The sequence below is a fragment of the Brevibacterium zhoupengii genome (assembly GCF_021117425.1).
Classification (GTDB): domain Bacteria; phylum Actinomycetota; class Actinomycetes; order Actinomycetales; family Brevibacteriaceae; genus Brevibacterium; species Brevibacterium zhoupengii.
This window is the reverse complement of sequence record NZ_CP088298.1, coordinates 966,570-983,326: the sequence shown is the minus strand read 5'-3', so window position 1 is coordinate 983,326 and position 16,757 is coordinate 966,570. Positions and strand designations below refer to the sequence as shown.

Genomic DNA, 16,757 nt, shown 5'->3' with positions numbered 1-16,757 from the left:
GGACTTTCGTCCCTGTGTTCCCGCGTCGATACGGACGGAATGTTGTATCGAGTGCTGATGGGTACCCGCCCACAATAAGCGAAGTCCAGGCTCGAGCGCCAATCAATGAGGGCGGATGAACCTCCTGTCACCGCCTACGACCTGGGATGACGCTGGACTTCACCGTCGCCTGCGGGGACTGCGGAGGGGCGCCTGGGTTCAGCCCCAGCCGATCTCGTGGAGGCGTTCGTCGTCGATTCCATAGAAGTGCGCGATCTCGTGGACGATGGTGATGACGATTTCGCTGCGCAGGTGATCGCGGTCCTCGGCAAAGGAGACGAGATTGTCGCGGTAGAGGAAGATGTTGTCCGGCAGCTCGAGGCCCGAGATTCCCCGCTCCCCCACGGGCGTTCCGTCATAGAGGCCCAGCAGGTGCGTGTTCCCATCCTCGGGCCGGTCCTCGACGAAGAGCGCAACATTGTCGAGCTCGTCAGTCACCCCCGCGGGAAGCTGGTCGAGTGCCTCATCAAGGATCGTTTCGAACTCGTCATCACTGAGGTCTTCCATGCCCCCAGCCTAATCGGAGGGCCTCCGAAGGAGCTGTGGACTGCCCTCTCGATCGCTGTTTCGCAGGGCTGCGAAACAGTGTGACCGAGGACACGGGTTGCCGGTTTGCGCTCAGCAAAACGGTTGGGATAAGCTTAACGTCGTTGCCCCGGGGGAATCCGAGGACAACCTGGGCCCCCATCGTCTAGAGGCCTAGGACACCGCCCTTTCACGGCGGCGACACGGGTTCGAATCCCGTTGGGGGTACGGTGTAGGATTGGAAAGTCCGCCACCACAACGGATACACTAGTTACACCAGTTAGGCCCTGTAGCGCAGTTGGTTAGCGCGCCGCCCTGTCACGGCGGAGGTCGCCGGTTCGAGTCCGGTCAGGGTCGCGGAGCACAAGGCTCTTCTTCGGAAGGGCCTTTGTTTCTCTCAACATGCTTCGGTATGTTGGCGGCTTGGCTCTGTAGCTCAGTTGGTAGAGCGTTCGACTGAAAATCGAAAGGTCACCGGATCGACGCCGGTCGGAGCCACCACACAATGAAAACCCTCGCCTCGGCGAGGGTTTTCGTGTATCCGCAGCCGGCCCAGGCCCAGTCAGCCCTCGCTGAGCACCGGCGGGGAGGCCTCGGGCACCTGCCGCCGACTGCGCGGTGGAAGTATTGTTCCGCGTCGATGAGCCATCCAGACGAAGACGGCACCTGCGAGAATGCAGATTGCAATGGAGAGCACGCTGCCCTCGGGACCGAAGTCTCCGCCGGTGAGGAGCACCGGGCCTGACATCGTCGCATCCAACAGCCCCTGCGGAGTATTGGCTCCGGAGACTTCAGTGCTGAAGATTCCGCCAGCAGCTATGTTCCATCCGAAATGCAGACCGATCGGAACCCACAGTCGTCTTGTCGCCATATAGGCGGCGGTGAGCATGAAGCCGGCTTCGACCGCAATGGCGATCGCACCGAAGAGTGAAGCGTTGGGGTTCAGCAGGTGCATGAGGCCGAACGCCAGTCCGGTTACCACCATGGCGATCCATGAGCCGGTCCGCTCTTCGACGACTCGGAACAGGACACCCCGGAAGATCACTTCCTCAGTGACCGCGGCTGCTGCCATGAGACCGAGCAGCCCCAACAGTGCTCCTGGAGATCCGAGCCCATCAACCGTGTACCCACCGAGGAGCGCAATGGCAGCGATCGCAAGAGAGAATAGTCCGACGCCGATGAGCGCTCCGAGGCTGAGTGCCCGGAGAGCACCTGCCGACGACACCTCGGCGACCGAGCGATGTTCAGTGCGCCGCACGACAGCGCGGTAGACGACGAGCGTCAGGGCTGCAGTAATGAGCCCTGCCAGGAGAGCCAACACCCCGTTTCCTCCAACGATATTTGCCGCGACCCCTCCGAGCGCGGTGACTGCCACAACGGCGACAAGCTGTTTGATGAGACGCACGACATTGACTCCATTCATAGGATGACCGGAAGCGTTCGCCCCGTCCATCCGCGACGATAGGGGGCACGTGTCTGGGCCGACATCACTCTGGAGAGTGAAAAGAGAAGAGACCAACTGGTTACGAATCAGTAACTATGGCATGTATTGTGATGTCAGTAACAGCGTCCCCATTCGAACCATGCGCTGAAACTCGAGATGCAAAGGAGCAAAAATATGACCCGCGGTACCCCTATCGAAGGTGCACGAGTACTGATCACCGGCGCCGGCAGCGGCATCGGCCGTCTGATGGCACTCGACGCCGCAGCGCGTGGAGCAGCGGAGGTTCTGATCTGGGATCTCTCAACAGAGAGCGGACAGCGCGTTGCCGACGAGATCGCAGCGACCGGCACCAGTGCCCGGTCCTTCACCGTCAACGTAGGCAACTCCAAACAGGTCACAGCAATCGCCGAAGACACCGGTCCCGTGGACGTCCTCATCAACTGCGCCGGAATCGTCACCGGCACGAAGCTGCTCGAGGCCGATGAGGCCGCGATCCGCCGAGTCTACGATGTCAACACCCTCGCCCTGTACTGGGTCACCCGTGCCTTCCTGCCCGGAATGCTCGAGCGCGACCGGGGCACAGTGGTCACCATCTCAAGTGCTGCAGGAATGGTCGGCGTAGCGAGGCAGACCGACTACTCGGCAAGCAAGTACGCCGCGGTGGGCTTCACCGAATCGCTGCGTGCCGAACTGCGCGCCGATGGTCACAACGTCAACACCCTCGTCGTCTGCCCGTTCTACATCAACACCGGCATGTTCGAAGGCGTCAAAACCAAGTTCCCACGTCTCCTGCCCATCCTCGAAGAGACCAACGTCGCCAATGACGTCCTGGACTCCGTCGAATCAGGTCGTGAGCAGCTGGTCATGCCGTCGCTGGTCCGCATCCTGCCCGGGGCGCGACTGCTGCCCACACGGGTCTTCGACAAGGTGATGGACTTCCTCGGCGTCAATAAGACCATGGATCACTTCACCGGCCGCCGCCCAGTGATCGCAGAACAGAACACTGCATCACCGGCCGCCGAGCTCAATGACGCCGACCCTGCGTCCGCGCCCGCACCACGCTGAGCAGCAACACGGCCCACTCCTCTCATTGTCTCCGCCCCTGCTGGTAGACAATGAGAGGAGCCCCGTCGGCACGGGGGTCGCCGGGATACCGAGGTCTCTGAGGAGGAGCGCGTCATGGCCGTCACCGATCTGGTCCTCGAAGGTGGGGGCGCCAAACTTCCCGGCCTCGTCGGCGCGGTCAATGCGCTGAGCTCGGCGAACTATTCCTTCAACCGCATCGCGGGAACCTCGGCCGGTGCGATCGTGGGCGCACTGACTGCCGCGGGAATTCCTCCGGAAAAGCTCATCGAAACGATCTTGGGCAAGGACTTCACGGACTTCGAAGACCTCAGCCCGGCCTTCCGTCTCGTGCCGTGGCTGGGGAAGATCCAGGGACTTGTGTTCCACAAGGGAATGTACCTCGGCTCGGCGCTCTATGACTTCCTTGACGACATCCTCGCCGCACAGGGCATCCGAACCTGGGGCGATCTGCGCCTGCACGATGCGTACAGTGCGCTGCCGCCGGAGCGGCAGTACCGCCTCGTCGTCATCGTCTCCGATGTCTCTCGCGGTCGCATGCTCCGACTGCCCTGGGACTACCACGAGGCACTGGGCGTCGACCCGGATTCGCAGTCGGTCGCCGAGGCAGTCTGTGCGTCCGCGGCAACTCCGTTCTTCTTCCGGCCCCGCTCTCTGGGGGCAGATCCGCAGACCGCAGGCGGTGCCTCGGTGCTCGCGGCCGATGGCGGCCTGCTCTCGAACTTCCCCGTCGACATCTTCGATCGCAAAGACAGCCAGCCTGCACGCTGGCCCACCCTGGGAGTGATGCTCTCGGCCAGAACGACGGCCGAAGCCGAATGGCGGCCCAATGCGAACACCTACCAATACGCGCTCTCGCTCCTGTCGACCATGATCAATGCCCACGACCGACGCCATATCGATGAGCCCTCGGTCACCGATCGCACGATCTTCGTCGACACCGGTGCACAGAGCAGCACCGACTTCGACCTGACACTGGCGGACAAGATCGATCTCATCGGATCGGGTGAGGCCGCGGCCGAAGAGTTCCTCAGCGCCTGGGACTGGCAGACATGGAAGGAACGCTACGACCGCAGGTGATCGCATCACCTGCGCACCGCCCGCTGCTCGTGCAACAATGTGGGCGTCGACAGACACGACGACCACCGAAGGAGCGATCATGAGCGACATTCCCAACGATCCGACACAGTGGCAGGACGAACCCGAGATGGGTGCACCACTGATGGATGACCCCACCCTCGACGAACCCACGGCCGATGAGCTCGATGATCCGGAGCTCAATGCCGCCGAGGCGGAAGCCGATGACGTCGATCCGGAACTCGACCCGGACCTCGATGTCGAACCAATCGATGCCGAACCCGGTGCCGATGGCCCCGAGGGCACAGGCATCGAAGGTGCCGATGATGCCCTGCTCGACGACTCGGGTGAGGGCGACGAACTTGATGCCCCGGACATCTCCGGTGAGTTCTCCACGGATTCCGCCACCGCGACTGATCTGGGGAATCGTCCCGGTGATGAGATGCTGACCGAGGACGAGGACTGAACCGAGAACTGAGCTGTGGCTAGTCGCCCAGCTGCGAGACCGCCCGGTAGGTCAGCACGTTCGCTGTCTGCGCCGGGCGGTCTTCACTCAGCCCGTTCAGTGACTGCGCTGCCGCTGAGATCGCGGCCCGGTAGAGCAGCGAACCGGTGCTGATGCGCGCCACTCCCACCTCGGCGAACTGCGTGCGTGAGTATCGCGGGCTGGCGAGAACATTGACCGGCAGCGGACTCGCGTCCACGATCTGTGCGACGACGGCCAGATCAAGGTCACCGGGAACGAAGATCCCGTCTGCCCCGGCATCGGCATAGCAACGCATCCGCTCGAGAGTATCGCCGAGGTTATCCTCACCGGTCCAATAAGTGTCGATCCGGGCATTGACGAAGAGTCCTGGGAAGGTCTCTTTGATCGCAACGATTTTGGCGGCGAGTGCGCGTGGTTCGACGAGGCGACCACGAGCGGAATCCTCGATGTTGATTCCCTCGATCCTCAGGCCGGCGCCCTCTCGTGGTGAGCCTGCCCCATCTGCAGAGAAGGCCTCGCGGAGAATGTCGGTGACGGCAGCCGGGTCGTCACCGTAGCCGTCTTCGAAATCGCAGGTGAGCAGGGCTTCGGGCAATGCCCGTCTGATGCTCCTCAACACAGCGACCATGGCGGTCAGCGTTGCCCGGTCTTCATCGGCGGCGCCGATTCCGGCGGCCACACCCAGACTGGTGGTGCCTACGGCAGGGTGACCCGCCTCGGCGAACAGTCGCGCACTCGCCACATCCCAGGCGCAGGGCAGGATGAACGGGTCCCCAGGTATGTGCAGCCGGTGGAAGGACGGGCGCGGGTCGGAAGTTGTGCTGGTCATAGCTGTGTCACCTCGGTGGTGAGAATCCAGCCGAGTTCGTCCCGACCGGTTGGTGTGAGTGTGAGTGCGCGAGAGCTGCGGCGGCGGACGATCCATTCCCGGTCGAGGAATTGTGCGCAGATGGCGTCGCCGAGCCACCCGCCGAGGTGGGTGCGTCGTTCCGTCCAATCGAGGCAGGCTCGTGTCAGCGGGCGAGAGATTGAGGCCGCGGTGGGGACATCGATTCCCCATTCAACTGCCAGGCCGGCAATTCCCGATTCGGTCACGGACGCCGTGCCATCGGCCCACCCTCTCGCGGTGACTGCCGCCCAGATCTGGACTCCCAGACGTCCGGCGATGTGCCGGTAGCAGGTTCGTGCCTCAAGGAGGTGCCCGTCGCGGGTCTTGGCCGCCAGGCTCGGAGCCGATTCGATCCGCTCCCCCGCAAGCGCACCGGTGTGTTCGAGCCAGTCGGCGATGTCCCTCGAGGCCAGCTGCACATAGCGGTGCCTGCCCTGCCGCCGTTCGGCCAGAACGCCGCGAGCGATGAGGATGCTGACATGTTCGGACGTCGATGACATCGGCGTCTGCAGGGCACGTGAGAGCTCCGTGAGCGTCCATGCTCTGCCGTCGAGGAGGCTCGTGCAGATCATGACGCGGGTGGGGTCGGCGATCGCCGAGGCCAGTGCGGCGATGTTCGGTGCCGATTCCGGGTGGCTCCTGTTCATAGCTTCGATGGTATGCCCCTGACTGTTCGGGCTCGGCCGAACTGTGAAGGTGACGGCTCAGCCGACCGAAAGTGTTCGTTTGACCCCGAGGATCGTCGCGATTGCCAGGCCGAGGATTCCGGCGAGGAGGAAGGGGGCGCCGTAGCCGCCCCAGACAGAGATGCCGCTGCCGAGGTAGACGATGAATAGGGCTGCCGAGACCCACACCATCATTCGTTCTGACTCCCGGAAGATGGACTGCGCGTTCCCTGCGGTCACGACGACCGGGAAATTGAGCATCTGCGGCCGCGTGGACAGCCATGAGGTTGCGGCGATGAGCACACAGAGCAGACCGACGAGGACGAACAGCGTCCAGCTCGGACCGTAGCTGTCGGCCCTGCCCGAAAGGTCGAAGTGGGTGGGGATCAGATCGGGCATAAACGGGTAGCCGGCCAGCAGGGCTGCGGAGAGCACTCCAGTGGCAAGCAGCGTCGAGCGTCGGATCCACTTAGTGAGAGTCCCGGTCGCATAGTTCGCCGCGTAGTTGTCGTGCCCCACCATATGACGATCGCACCCGTCACCAGCGGGCCGCTTTGGGCCTGGTGTCTCATGGTGACATAGGGTGGACTGCGATCACCTAGGCCGCGGACGGTAAGGAGCAGTCATGACTGATATGACGGTGGAGAACTCGGCGGCCGACCGCCTCGAATCCGCGCTGACGGGACGCATCGACCGGTCCGCGATGGACGAGATCGCCGATCTTGCCCACCAGGTTCCGCTCCCCGAACTGACCCGCCTCGTCCACACGAGCACTCCTCTGCAGTCGGCGGTCCTCTTCCGCATCCTGGACAAGGATGACGCACTCGCAGTCTTCGAGAACCTTCCACCGGGCTACCAGGCGGAACTGATCCAGAGCCTGCGGGAACCGGAGGTCGCCCACATCGTCGAGGGACTCGACCCCGACGACCGTGCCGAACTCTTCGGCGAACTTCCCGCCAACGTCGCCCGCAGGCTGATGAGCGGTCTCGATGCCGAAGAACGGGAGATGACCACCGCGGTCCTCGGCTACCCGAAGAAGGCGATCGGCCGGTACATGTCACCCGAGGTGCTCAGCCTCCACAGGGACTGGACCGCCGCCGAAGCGATGGAGGTCGTCCGCGCCCGCATCGACGGTCCTGAGACCGTCTACCTCCTGCCCGTCGTCGGGGTCGGTCGTGTCCTCTTGGGCGTGGTGTCCCTACGTAACCTCATCGCAGCCGAATCCGAGGACCTTGTCGGGGACATGGTGCGCGAATCCATCAGCACGCAGGCGCTGACCGATCGTGAGGTCGCCTCCCGTGAGTTCCTCTCCCACCGGCTCATCGCGATGCCGGTCGTGGACCAGGAGGACCGCCTCGTCGGGATCCTGACCATGGACGACGTCCTCGACATCGTCGATGAGGAAGATGCCGAGGACATCGCCCGCTCCAGCGGCTCCGAACCCCTCGACCGGTCCTACCTATCGAGCACGATCTTCCGTTTGGTCAAGAGCCGCATCGTGTGGCTGCTGGTCCTCGCCGTTTCCGCGATCCTCACCGTCCAGGTCCTCGAGGTCTACGAGGATCGACTCGACCAGGTCGTCATCCTCGCCCTCTTCATCCCGTTGCTCACCGGCACGGGCGGTAACACCGGCAACCAGGCCGCGACGACCGTGACCAGGGCGCTGGCCGTGGGCGAGGTGCGGATTCGCGACCTCGGGAAGGTCATCTGGCGCGAGCTGCGAGTCGGTGCACTGCTGGGAGCTGTGCTCGGCACTTTGGGCTTCATCGTCGCCGGCTTGGTCTATGGGTGGGCGATCGGGCTGGTCATCGGACTGACTCTGCTGTCGGTGTGCATGATGGCCGCGACCGTGGGCGGGCTGATGCCGATCATCGCCAAGCGCGTCGGGGCGGATCCGGCGGTGTTCTCCAATCCATTCATCTCCACGTTCTGCGACGCCACCGGCCTGATCATCTACTTCACCATTGCGACGACGATTCTGGGGCTGAGCTGATCGCAGTTCGTCTCGGCCGGTGAAAGATCCAACCACCAAGTCTTGTCAAGGTTTTGTTGACACTCCAGGAGTGTCAACCTAATCTTGACGCATGACCTCATTCAATTTCTTTGCAATCACCGAAGACCGCCCCTCGACCCGCTGGCAGTCACTGTTCGATGCCGTCTGGCCCGGCTATCGGTCCTGGTACCTCCGCGACGGGGACGCAGCCCGTCCCAGTCTGGCCACGGCCGAGGCCAAACTGCGTGAACACATGCCCGAACTCGTCCCCACCTGGCAGCGCCTGGTCGAACTCGCACGCGGGGACGAGACCGCGGCACGCATGCTCACGCTGTGGAACCCGCCGCGTTTCCTCCCCGGGTGTTCACAGGTTGCCCTGCAGTCTCCTGAGCCGGCGCTGGTGCGCAACTACGACTACGGGTTGGAGCTGTTCGAGCAGGTCCATGCCTCGACTCGCTTCGGCTCCCGCCGGGTGATCGGGACCTCGGACTGCCTGTGGGGTCTGCTCGATGGGATGAACGAGGACGGGCTCGCGGTCTCCTTGGCATTCGGCGGGCGTCCAGGCGACGGTGATGGCTTCGCCGCTCCGCTGGTAGTGCGCTTCCTGCTGGAGGTTGCCGGCTCCGTGCCGGAGGCCCTGCGCCGGCTCGAGACGATACCGGTGTCCATGTTCTACAACCTGACCATGATCGATGCCGATGGCACAGCAGTGACGGCCTACGTCGGTCCCGGGATGAGACCGGAGGTCATCGATGATCCGGTGGCGACGAACCATCGCGGTCGCCACCCGGAGTTCCCCGAGCATGCACGACGATTCCGCAGCCTCGAGCGACAGGAGCTGCTCACCGCGGCGGTGGAGCAGGGGTGCGATGTGCAGGAGATGGCCGAGAGAATGCTCACCCCCGGAGTCTTCAGCGACGACTACGACAACGCCTTCGGCACCCTGTACACTGCCGTCTATCTGCCGCTGCGCGGCGAGGTCGAATATCATTGGCACGACCGCACCTGGACCCGCAGCCTGAACTCTACCGAGGAGATGATCATCGTGACCCTCGATGAAGACAGTCCCGAACCGATACCTGTCGACGGGCAGCCCGATAGCCAGCCGATCGCGGAGCCGGTCAGGGAATTCGCGGGCTCCGCTGTGGCCGATCTGCTCGGCACAGCACGGCAGGCCGTCCACGATCTGTCCCATTCGCCGGACCCCGAGGCGTTTTCGGCGTTGCTCAGTCTCTCTGCCGAGGTCGGTGAGGCACTGGGGGCCAGTGCTCGCACGATGGCCGAGCACAATTCCTGGGCCCGGGTGGCCGAAATGGCCGACGTCAGCCGTCAGGCAGCCTGGCAGCGCTGGCGCTGAGCGTCCACGCGCCCCGGCCGTAACATCACGCCGACCACGCCGACCACAGCTGGGCGTAACGGCCACCCGCCGCGACCAACTCCTCGTGCGGGCCCTCCTCGACGACCCGCCCGTGGTCCATGACGAGAACCCGATCAGCGGTCTCTGCTTGGCTGAGGCGATGGGCGACGACGAGGGCACCACGTCCGGCGAGGGCGGCCTGCGCAGAGCGTTCAAGCACGTGGGCACCGGCGGACCCGGCCTCGGCGGTCGCCTCGTCGAGGATCGCGAAGTCGGGGTCGGCAAGCACCAGCCTGGCCAGGGCGATCGACTGGTCCTCAACGGCGCTGAGGCGTGTGCCGCCGTCACCGACCTCAGTGTCCAGCCCGTGCGGCAGAGCCCTCGCCCAGCCGGCACCGATGGTGTCCAATGCTGTGATGATCTGCTCATCCGTGGCCTCCGGTACCGGCAACGCCACGTTCTCACGCAGGGTCCCGGTGAACGTGTGCACCTCTTGGGCGACCATCGTGATGTGCCCGCGCAGCTTGTCGTCAGGCAGCTCGGTCAGCGACACCGACCGTCCCACCTCCCCCGCCGAGGTGGCTGTGTCCCTGGCAAGTTCGGCTCGGCCTCGGGTGGGTGCGGAGAGTCCCGCAGCGATCCGTGCCAGCGTCGATTTCCCAGCCCCTGTGGTGCCGACGACAGCGACGATCTCACCGGGATTCAGGCGCAGACTCACACCCTTGAGGACATGATTGCTCGATTCGGGATCCTCATCGTAGGAAAACCACAGGTCCTCCAACACCAGGGCGGGACGGTCGATGCTGATCTCGGTCGTCCGCCTCGGCGAGCTTGCTGCCTCATCGATGACGCCGACCATGCGGGTCAGTGAGGCTCCTGCAGATTGGACCTGGTCAAAGAGGCCGACCAGGGCACCGATCGGGTTGAACAGGCGGTGGAAGACCAAGGCCGCGGTGGTCACGGCACCAGCGGTCGTCTCCCCGAAGTAGACGAGGGCGAACCCGGCGATGAGAAGCAGGGAGAGCACGACAGCCTCGGCGCGGTTGTTGCGTGAGAAGGCGCGGGTGAGGAAGCTGAACACGCCGATCGAGAGGTCCCGGGCCTGCCCGGAGGCGGAGTCGATGCGGGTAAGCTCCCCGGACTCCGCACGGTAGGCACGCAGGGTTCGGGCGCCGGTGAGCCCGCCGAGGAGACGACCGGCACGGCGCCCGAAGGCAGCGCGCTCTTCCTTGTAGAGCGGCTCCGACCTGGGCAGGTACCAGCGCAGGGTGAGCCAGTACATCGGCAGGGCGACGAGACCGACGATGCCCAGGCGCCAGTCGATCGCGGCCAGACCGACAGCGGAGACGATGACGATGAGGAGCGATTCGACGACGAGCGGCAGCACCTGTGCTGCGGCCTCACTGATCTTGCGGGAATCGTCGGCGACCCTCGAGACCAGGTCACCGGTCCCCGTCGATTCGATGCGCTGTGATTCGAGGGTGAGTGCGGAGTCGACGACCTGGGTACGCAGGTCCGCGACGACGGGCATCGCGATACGGGCCAGCGCCCACGCGCCGATCCAGGTACCCAAGGCCATGACCACGCCGGCGACGGCTACAGCGGTCGCACACGTGATGACGACATCTGATCCGGCTCTGGCAGGAAGTTCGTCGACGAGGCGGCCGATCGCCCACGGTCCCACGAGCCCGGCACCGGCGTTGGCGATGCCGGCGAGGATGAGGACGATGAGCCAGTTCCAGCGGGCCCGCAGCAGCGGAGCCAGGTGGGCGAATGAGCGACGCCGGGAGGCGATCGCCAGTGTCGTCTGCGGTGTCTGCTCCGAGGGCGCGCTCATCGGCTCACCGCGTTTCGGTAGGCTGCGGCTGCGCCGTCTGTGTCGTCCGCGGCGGCGAGGAGTTCGGCGTGCTTGCCCACGAGGCTCGGGCCGGTGGTGGGCACGAACACGACTGAGTCGGCGGCGGCGAGGAAAGCCGGTGAGCTGGTGAAGATGATCGTGGCGGCACCACCGCGTGAGCTGCGCAGGTCCTGGAGCCCGAAGGCTATGCGTGCCTCGGTGACGGCGTCGACCGCGGTCGTGGGTTCGTGGAGGACCAGGACCTTGGGGTCGGCGTGCAGGGCTCTGGCCAGGGCCACCCGCTGGCGCTGCCCACCGGAGAGGTTCCCTCCGAGTTCCTGGATGCGGTGGTCGAGTCCATTCTCGACGAGATCGAGGAGTTCGTCGGCACCCGAAGCGGCCAGCACCTCGGCGCTCACAGGGGCCTCGCCGGCACCGAGGAACATGGTGATGTTGGAGCGGATGGTGCCTTCGAACAGGTCAACTGTGTGCGGTGAGACGAGCATCTGGTCCACCGTGGTGCCGCGGGCGTGGGCACTTAAGGCGGTGATCAGCGCGGTCTCCGACTCGGGTGCTTCGGCGACGATGCAGGTCAGGGTGCCGAAGATGGTGGTGAAGTCGACCGTGCGGTCCTCCCCCACGGCCCAATCGCGGATGCTGATCGCTTCGCCGTCGATGTCGATGGTCGGTGCGGCTGCGGTTGCAGGAGCGGTTGCGGGCGTCGTCGGCGCAGCAGCGTCGTTCTGTGCTATCGGCGACTCGGCATCGTCGATGTCGGTGAGCAGACGAGTGATCCGTTGGGCGGCTCCGTGGGATTGGGCGAAGAGGCCGACGATCTCGGCCAGGGCGCGCATCGGCTCGGTGAGGAATGCGGTCATGCCGAGGATGCCGATGAGTGCGCCGACGCTCATCTGTCCGTCGATGAGGCGCAGGCCGGCGACGATGAGGACGATGGCGAGCACGACCGACATGACGAGTGCTCCGAGACCGGCGAGGCGGCCGGTCCTCTCACCTGTGGCGATGCCGGCGGTCGCGGCCTCGTCCGAGGTGTGACGGTAGCGGTCCACGGCCCAGGTTTCACCGCCCATGGCCTTGATCACGCGCAGCCCGTGCATGAGGTCGGAGGCCGAACGGCCGGCTCGTGCCACGGCCTCGAGCTGTGCGTTGGCTTTGGCGGACACGGATCGTCCGGGCAGAGCCACGATGAGCAGCCCGATGGGTACTGCGACGAGGACGACGAGTCCGGTCACTGGGTCAGCGATGAGGAGGAATACGGCGGCCGTGATCATGCCCAGCACGGAGGCGATTCCCCGTCCCAGCTGGGCGAAGGACTGTGCCGCCGTGTCCGCGTCCGCCGATGCGATCGAGAGGACCTCACCGGAGGCACGGTCGGGTGGAAGGTTCGCCGAGGTGAGAGCCGCGTGGGTGATCTCCACGCGCAGGGCGTGCGCCTCGTGTTCGCGGGCAGAGTTGCACAATCGTGCACCGAATCTGTACCCGAGGCTGAGCACGGTGAAGAGCAGGGCGATGCCGAGGACGGAGACGAGGAGCATCGGGAGGGAGAGCGGGATGATCGCGACATCGACGACGATGCCGATGGCGACGGGAACGAATGCCTCACAGACCTGCCACAGCGACATCGTGATGACGCCAGGAAGCAGGATACCGAGCCGCCGGCGGACGGCTCTGCGGAGAAGCATCGAACCTGATGAGGGAGTCTGCGGCACGAAGGCTACCCTAACATTTTGCGAGGAGTCTTGAACGCCTCACTTGGGCTTACGATGGCTTTATGGGCAATAGGCTCGATGACAGAATCTCATCAGCGGCTGACCGCACCATCGTCATCACCGGTGGCAACAGCGGAATCGGCCGAGCGGCAGCGTCCATGCTTGCGGGCATGGATGCGCATGTCGTGCTTGCGGTGCGCAACCTGGACAAGGGACGGGCCGCGGCGAAGACGATGCGCGGACCTGTCGATGTGCGACAACTCGACCTCGCCGATCTCGCTTCGGTGCGTGCCTTCGCAGAGGAATTCACCGACCCGATCGACATCCTCATCAACAATGCGGGGATCATGGCCCCACCGCTGGGTCGCACCGCGGACGGGTTCGAATCCCAGTTCGGCACGAACCATCTGGGCCATTTTGCCCTGACCAATCTGTTGCTTCCCCAGATCCGAGATCGGGTGGTCACCGTCTCCTCGATCGGGCACCGAATGGGGACCATCGATTTCGATGACCTCAATTGGGAACGCAGACCGTATAAGCCGATGCCGGCCTACGGGCAGTCAAAGCTTGCGAACCTCCTCTTCACCTCCGAACTCCAGCGACGCCTCACCGAAGTGGGCTCGCCCGTCATCGCGACCGCGGCCCATCCGGGACTGGCGGCGACGAACCTCTACCGGCTGCAGGGCAACCGCCTGCTCGCATCTGTCACCGAGGCTGTGATCGGTCTGATCTCGCAGGACGAGCAGCAGGGTGCCGTGCCGACACTGTGCGCCGCCACAGCCGACATCCCCGGCAACAGCTATGTCGGCCCGCGCCGCTTCAAGGAGACCTTCGGACAGCCGAAGCTCGTCGGGCGTTCCCGCGAGGCTCAAGACGCCGAGGTGGCACGGCGCCTGTGGACCGTGTCCGAGGAGCTGACAGGGGTGGAGTTCCCCGAACTCTGAGGCGGGCAGGGCAATACCCCGCGCAGTACACTGGAAGTAGGCGCGAGGGGAGCGATGATCATGGTCAGCGGGTGCCAATGGAGTTCGATCCGCAGCATGGAGAGCGCACAGCTGTTCATGGACGAGGCTCGTATGCAGACGGAGCTGCGTGACGAGCGAGCACAGCGCAGGCATGAGGCTTTCGACTACTGGTGGTCGCGTTTCCGAAGCCTCATCCGCAGATCCGCCTGATACGACTCAGCCGCGCGTGGCAAGCTCGCCCTACCGGAACGCCTGCTCGCCCGTGATGTGGCGGCCCAGAATGAGCGTGTGAACCTCGTCGGTGCCTTCGTAGGTGCGCACCGATTCGAGATTGTTTGCATGCCGCAGCGGTGAGTATTCGAGGGTGATGCCATTGCCGCCGAGCATCGTCCGAGCCTCCCGGCAGATAGCGATGGCCTCGCGGCAGTTGTTGAGCTTGCCGACCGAAATCTGGACAGGGTCGAGTGTCCCTGCATCCTTGAGGCGACCGGTCTGCACGGCCACAAGAATTCCCTTCTGGATCTCGAGGACCATATTCACCAGCTTCTGCTGGGTGATCTGGTAACCGGCCAACGGTTTGTCGAACTGCATCCTCTCCTGCGCATATTTCAGAGCCACCTCGTAGGAGTCTCGGGCGGCACCCATCGCGCCCCACATGATTCCGTAGCGGGCCTCGTTGAGGCAGGAGAACGGTCCCTTGAGTCCGGTGACATCGGGCAGGACCGCCTCGGCGGGCAATTGGACATCGACGATGTCGATATCGCACTGGATGGAGGCCCGCATCGACAGCTTCTGTTCGATCGGGGTCGCGGTGTATCCTGTGGTGTCGGTGGGGACGAGGAACCCGCGGATGCCTTCGTCGGTCGCGGCCCAGATGACGGCGATATCGGCGATGGAGGCCAGGCCGATCCAGCGCTTAGCGCCATTCAGGCTCCACGAACCGTCGTCGTTGCGTGTTGCCGTGGTCGCCATCGATCCTGGGTCGGATCCGGCGGTGGGTTCGGTCAGGCCGAAGCAGCCGATGATCTCGCCCTTGGCCATGCCCGGCAGGTATCGGTTCTTCTGCTCTTCGGAACCGAACTTGTGGATCGCGGACATCGCCAGCGAGCCCTGGACGGAGACGAAGGTGCGCAGTCCGGAATCGCCGGCTTCGAGCTCCATGGCGGCGAGGCCGTATTCGACGGCCGAGCGCCCGGGGCAGCCGTAGCCGTGCAGGTGCATACCCAGCAGCCCGAGTTCGCCCATCTCGGCCACGATCTCGCGGGGGAAGATGGCGTTTTCGTACCAGTCGGCGATGTTTGGACGGAACCGTTCATCGACGAAGGCCTGCACCTTGTCACGCAGTTCGATCTCGGCCTCGCTGAAGAGCCCTTCGAGGTTGAGGAGGTCGGATTTGTCGAGGTCGGCGGCGTCCTGTGCAGTGGCGGTCGTAGTCATTTCAGGCTCCTGTGGTGGCTGGGTATGAGTGGTCGGTGGCGCCGAGGATATCCTCCGTATCGGCTCCGAGCTCGGGCGGCGCGGAACGCACGGGTGGGCGGACTCCGTTGAAGTTGACGGGGAACGCCACCTGCCGCATCGGTCCGGCGGTGGGATGGTCGACCGTCTGGACCATCCCGAGGGCTTCGGTCTGCGGATCGGCATAGACCTCGTCGAGGTGTTTGATCGGTGCAGCGGGGATTCCGGCGGCAGAGAAGAGTTCGCACCATTCGTCGACCGTCTTCGTCCGCAGCGTCGCCGAGAGTTCCTCGTTGACAAAGTCACGGTGTGCGAGTCTGCCGGTGTTGGTCATGATGCGCTCGTCCGCGCCCAGGTCAGACCGGTCGATAGCGGAGCACAGGCGCTGCCACAGTGAGTCGTTGCCGATGGCGATGACGAAGTAGTCATCGGCGGCCGGATAGGCCTGGTAGGGCACGAGGTTGGGGTGCCCAGAGCCCAGCGCATGCGGGCGCTTGCCGTCGGCGAAGTAGTTCGTCGCCCAGTTCACGTGCAGCGCCAGCTGGCCCTCGTAGAGAGAGGTCGTCAGGTATTGGCCCTTGCCGGTGCGGCTGCGCTCGAAGAGTGCGGAGACGATGCCGATGATGCCGAACAGCCCCGCACCCAGGTCACCCATGGCGAACCCGGCCTTCAACGGCGGTCCTCCTGCCTCACCGGTCAGGGACATGAGCCCACCGCGCGCCTGAGCGACCATGTCATAACCTGGTTCATCGCGCATCGGGCCGTGGTCACCGTAGGCGGATATGTGGAGGATGACGAGGTGCGGGAACTTCGCTGCCAGCTCCTTGTAGTCGAAGATCGTCTGCAGTGAGCTGCCGGGCCTGAAGTTCTCGACGAGGACATCGGCATCTGCCAACAGTTCGTGGACCTGTGCCTGTCCACGATCGGATTTGAGATCGATCGTCACGGACTTCTTGCTGTGGTTCGCGGCGTGGAAGTACGTGGCGTCGGCGCCGACCATGGGTGGGCCCCAGGCACGGGTTGGGTCTCCCCCCTCGGGGTGTTCGACCTTGATGACCTCGGCCCCGAGATCGGCCAGTGACATCGTGGCGTAGGGTCCGGCGAGGATCTTCGAGAGGTCGATGACGCGCACGCCGGCGAGCGGGCCGGTGAAGGCCCCACTTGCCGCGGTGCTCGTATCGGGTGTGGATTCTGAATCTGTGGTTCTCACGACT

General features: G+C 64.6%; 16 protein-coding genes and 3 tRNA genes. 10 read left to right on the top strand and 9 right to left on the bottom strand.

Translation table 11 applies throughout. From position 1 onward, the window contains the following. Positions 1 to 198: 198 nt before the first annotated feature. Positions 199 to 546, bottom strand: coding sequence for a metallopeptidase family protein (locus LQ788_RS04365; RefSeq protein ID WP_231445533.1), 348 nt, complete (start codon positions 544 to 546; stop codon positions 199 to 201). Between the two features lie 173 nt (positions 547 to 719). On the opposite strand from LQ788_RS04365, the gene LQ788_RS04360 reads away from it, so the two are divergent. The 3 genes from LQ788_RS04360 (at position 720) to LQ788_RS04350 (ending at position 1,065) form a co-directional block, all read left to right on the top strand. Beyond that, a tRNA-Glu gene (locus tag LQ788_RS04360) sits at positions 720 to 792 on the top strand. Between the two features lie 55 nt (positions 793 to 847). Beyond that, positions 848 to 921 (top strand) — tRNA-Asp (locus tag LQ788_RS04355). A gap of 68 nt (positions 922 to 989) precedes the next feature. Continuing rightward, positions 990 to 1,065 (top strand) — tRNA-Phe (locus LQ788_RS04350). Positions 1,066 to 1,126: 61 nt separating this feature from the next. Here LQ788_RS04350 and LQ788_RS04345 read toward each other — a convergent pair. Next, on the bottom strand, positions 1,127 to 1,969 hold the full coding sequence (locus LQ788_RS04345; protein ID WP_231445532.1) for a CPBP family intramembrane glutamic endopeptidase: 843 nt from the start codon (positions 1,967 to 1,969) through the stop codon (positions 1,127 to 1,129). A gap of 213 nt (positions 1,970 to 2,182) precedes the next feature. On the opposite strand from LQ788_RS04345, the gene LQ788_RS04340 reads away from it, so the two are divergent. From LQ788_RS04340 to LQ788_RS04330, 3 genes are all read left to right on the top strand, one after another. Continuing rightward, entirely contained in the window at positions 2,183 to 3,073 is an 891-nt protein-coding gene (locus tag LQ788_RS04340; RefSeq protein ID WP_231445531.1) for an SDR family oxidoreductase, read from the top strand. A gap of 114 nt (positions 3,074 to 3,187) precedes the next feature. Beyond that, positions 3,188 to 4,171: a patatin-like phospholipase family protein gene (locus LQ788_RS04335; protein ID WP_231445530.1), complete on the top strand. Its 984-nt coding sequence runs from the start codon at positions 3,188 to 3,190 to the stop codon at positions 4,169 to 4,171. Positions 4,172 to 4,250: 79 nt separating this feature from the next. Then, positions 4,251 to 4,634 carry a hypothetical protein gene (locus LQ788_RS04330; RefSeq protein ID WP_231445529.1) on the top strand — a complete coding sequence of 128 codons (384 nt, stop codon included), beginning with the start codon at positions 4,251 to 4,253 and terminating at the stop codon, positions 4,632 to 4,634. 19 nt (positions 4,635 to 4,653) lie between these two features. On the opposite strand, the gene LQ788_RS04325 is transcribed toward LQ788_RS04330, so the two are convergent. Genes LQ788_RS04325 through LQ788_RS04315 form a run of 3 tightly spaced genes read right to left on the bottom strand, consistent with a single transcriptional unit; the run spans position 4,654 to position 6,731 of the window. Then, a complete protein-coding gene (locus LQ788_RS04325) occupies positions 4,654 to 5,484 on the bottom strand; it encodes an isocitrate lyase/PEP mutase family protein (RefSeq protein ID WP_231445528.1) in 831 nt (276 codons plus the stop codon). Then, a complete protein-coding gene (locus LQ788_RS04320) occupies positions 5,481 to 6,191 on the bottom strand; it encodes an ArsR/SmtB family transcription factor (protein WP_231445527.1) in 711 nt (236 codons plus the stop codon). The genes LQ788_RS04325 and LQ788_RS04320 overlap by 4 nt, the downstream gene beginning before the upstream one ends. A 57-nt stretch (positions 6,192 to 6,248) precedes the next feature. After that, on the bottom strand, positions 6,249 to 6,731 hold the full coding sequence (locus LQ788_RS04315; RefSeq protein WP_231445526.1) for a DUF1648 domain-containing protein: 483 nt from the start codon (positions 6,729 to 6,731) through the stop codon (positions 6,249 to 6,251). Positions 6,732 to 6,834: 103 nt separating this feature from the next. On the opposite strand from LQ788_RS04315, the gene mgtE reads away from it, so the two are divergent. Continuing rightward, positions 6,835 to 8,202 (top strand): magnesium transporter, encoded by a 1,368-nt coding sequence (mgtE, locus tag LQ788_RS04310; protein WP_231445525.1) that lies wholly within the window; start codon positions 6,835 to 6,837, stop codon positions 8,200 to 8,202. A 91-nt stretch (positions 8,203 to 8,293) separates the two neighbouring features. Beyond that, positions 8,294 to 9,559, top strand: a complete 1,266-nt coding sequence (locus LQ788_RS04305) for a C45 family autoproteolytic acyltransferase/hydolase (protein ID WP_231445522.1) — start codon at positions 8,294 to 8,296, stop codon at positions 9,557 to 9,559. Positions 9,560 to 9,584: 25 nt separating this feature from the next. Here the strand turns inward: LQ788_RS04305 and LQ788_RS04300 are convergent, their stop codons facing one another. Together LQ788_RS04300 and LQ788_RS04295 are read right to left on the bottom strand one after the other, a co-directional pair. Beyond that, positions 9,585 to 11,396 (bottom strand): ABC transporter ATP-binding protein, encoded by a 1,812-nt coding sequence (locus LQ788_RS04300; protein WP_231445521.1) that lies wholly within the window; start codon positions 11,394 to 11,396, stop codon positions 9,585 to 9,587. After that, positions 11,393 to 13,123, bottom strand: a complete 1,731-nt coding sequence (locus LQ788_RS04295; protein ID WP_231445520.1) for an ABC transporter transmembrane domain-containing protein — start codon at positions 13,121 to 13,123, stop codon at positions 11,393 to 11,395. Before LQ788_RS04295 ends, LQ788_RS04300 begins: the two co-directional genes overlap by 4 nt. A gap of 62 nt (positions 13,124 to 13,185) precedes the next feature. Between LQ788_RS04295 and LQ788_RS04290 the strand changes: the two genes are divergently transcribed. Together LQ788_RS04290 and LQ788_RS19835 are read left to right on the top strand one after the other, a co-directional pair. After that, positions 13,186 to 14,067 carry an oxidoreductase gene (locus LQ788_RS04290; RefSeq protein WP_231445519.1) on the top strand — a complete coding sequence of 294 codons (882 nt, stop codon included), beginning with the start codon at positions 13,186 to 13,188 and terminating at the stop codon, positions 14,065 to 14,067. A gap of 96 nt (positions 14,068 to 14,163) precedes the next feature. Then, positions 14,164 to 14,298: a hypothetical protein gene (locus LQ788_RS19835; protein ID WP_262908310.1), complete on the top strand. Its 135-nt coding sequence runs from the start codon at positions 14,164 to 14,166 to the stop codon at positions 14,296 to 14,298. A gap of 30 nt (positions 14,299 to 14,328) precedes the next feature. Here the strand turns inward: LQ788_RS19835 and LQ788_RS04285 are convergent, their stop codons facing one another. Next, positions 14,329 to 15,525, bottom strand: a complete 1,197-nt coding sequence (locus LQ788_RS04285) for an acyl-CoA dehydrogenase family protein (RefSeq protein WP_231445518.1) — start codon at positions 15,523 to 15,525, stop codon at positions 14,329 to 14,331. Between the two features lies 1 nt (position 15,526). Continuing rightward, positions 15,527 to 16,753 carry a CaiB/BaiF CoA transferase family protein gene (locus tag LQ788_RS04280; RefSeq protein WP_231445517.1) on the bottom strand — a complete coding sequence of 409 codons (1,227 nt, stop codon included), beginning with the start codon at positions 16,751 to 16,753 and terminating at the stop codon, positions 15,527 to 15,529. Between the last annotated feature and the right edge of the window lie 4 nt (positions 16,754 to 16,757).

What these genes read in the sequence shown, in the direction of transcription:
- LQ788_RS04365 (WP_231445533.1), bottom strand. Translation starts at nt 546, where the DNA reads ATGGAAGACCTCAGTGATGACGAGTTCGAAACGATCCTTGATGAGGCA.
- LQ788_RS04340 (WP_231445531.1), top strand. Translation starts at nt 2,183, where the DNA reads ATGACCCGCGGTACCCCTATCGAAGGTGCACGAGTACTGATCACCGGC.
- LQ788_RS04335 (WP_231445530.1), top strand. Translation starts at nt 3,188, where the DNA reads ATGGCCGTCACCGATCTGGTCCTCGAAGGTGGGGGCGCCAAACTTCCC.
- LQ788_RS04330 (WP_231445529.1), top strand. Translation starts at nt 4,251, where the DNA reads ATGAGCGACATTCCCAACGATCCGACACAGTGGCAGGACGAACCCGAG.
- LQ788_RS04325 (WP_231445528.1), bottom strand. Translation starts at nt 5,484, where the DNA reads ATGACCAGCACAACTTCCGACCCGCGCCCGTCCTTCCACCGGCTGCAC.
- LQ788_RS04320 (WP_231445527.1), bottom strand. Translation starts at nt 6,191, where the DNA reads ATGAACAGGAGCCACCCGGAATCGGCACCGAACATCGCCGCACTGGCC.
- LQ788_RS04315 (WP_231445526.1), bottom strand. Translation starts at nt 6,731, where the DNA reads ATGGTGGGGCACGACAACTACGCGGCGAACTATGCGACCGGGACTCTC.
- mgtE (WP_231445525.1), top strand. Translation starts at nt 6,835, where the DNA reads ATGACTGATATGACGGTGGAGAACTCGGCGGCCGACCGCCTCGAATCC.
- LQ788_RS04305 (WP_231445522.1), top strand. Translation starts at nt 8,294, where the DNA reads ATGACCTCATTCAATTTCTTTGCAATCACCGAAGACCGCCCCTCGACC.
- LQ788_RS04300 (WP_231445521.1), bottom strand. Translation starts at nt 11,396, where the DNA reads ATGAGCGCGCCCTCGGAGCAGACACCGCAGACGACACTGGCGATCGCC.
- LQ788_RS04290 (WP_231445519.1), top strand. Translation starts at nt 13,186, where the DNA reads ATGGGCAATAGGCTCGATGACAGAATCTCATCAGCGGCTGACCGCACC.
- LQ788_RS19835 (WP_262908310.1), top strand. Translation starts at nt 14,164, where the DNA reads ATGGAGAGCGCACAGCTGTTCATGGACGAGGCTCGTATGCAGACGGAG.
- LQ788_RS04285 (WP_231445518.1), bottom strand. Translation starts at nt 15,525, where the DNA reads ATGACTACGACCGCCACTGCACAGGACGCCGCCGACCTCGACAAATCC.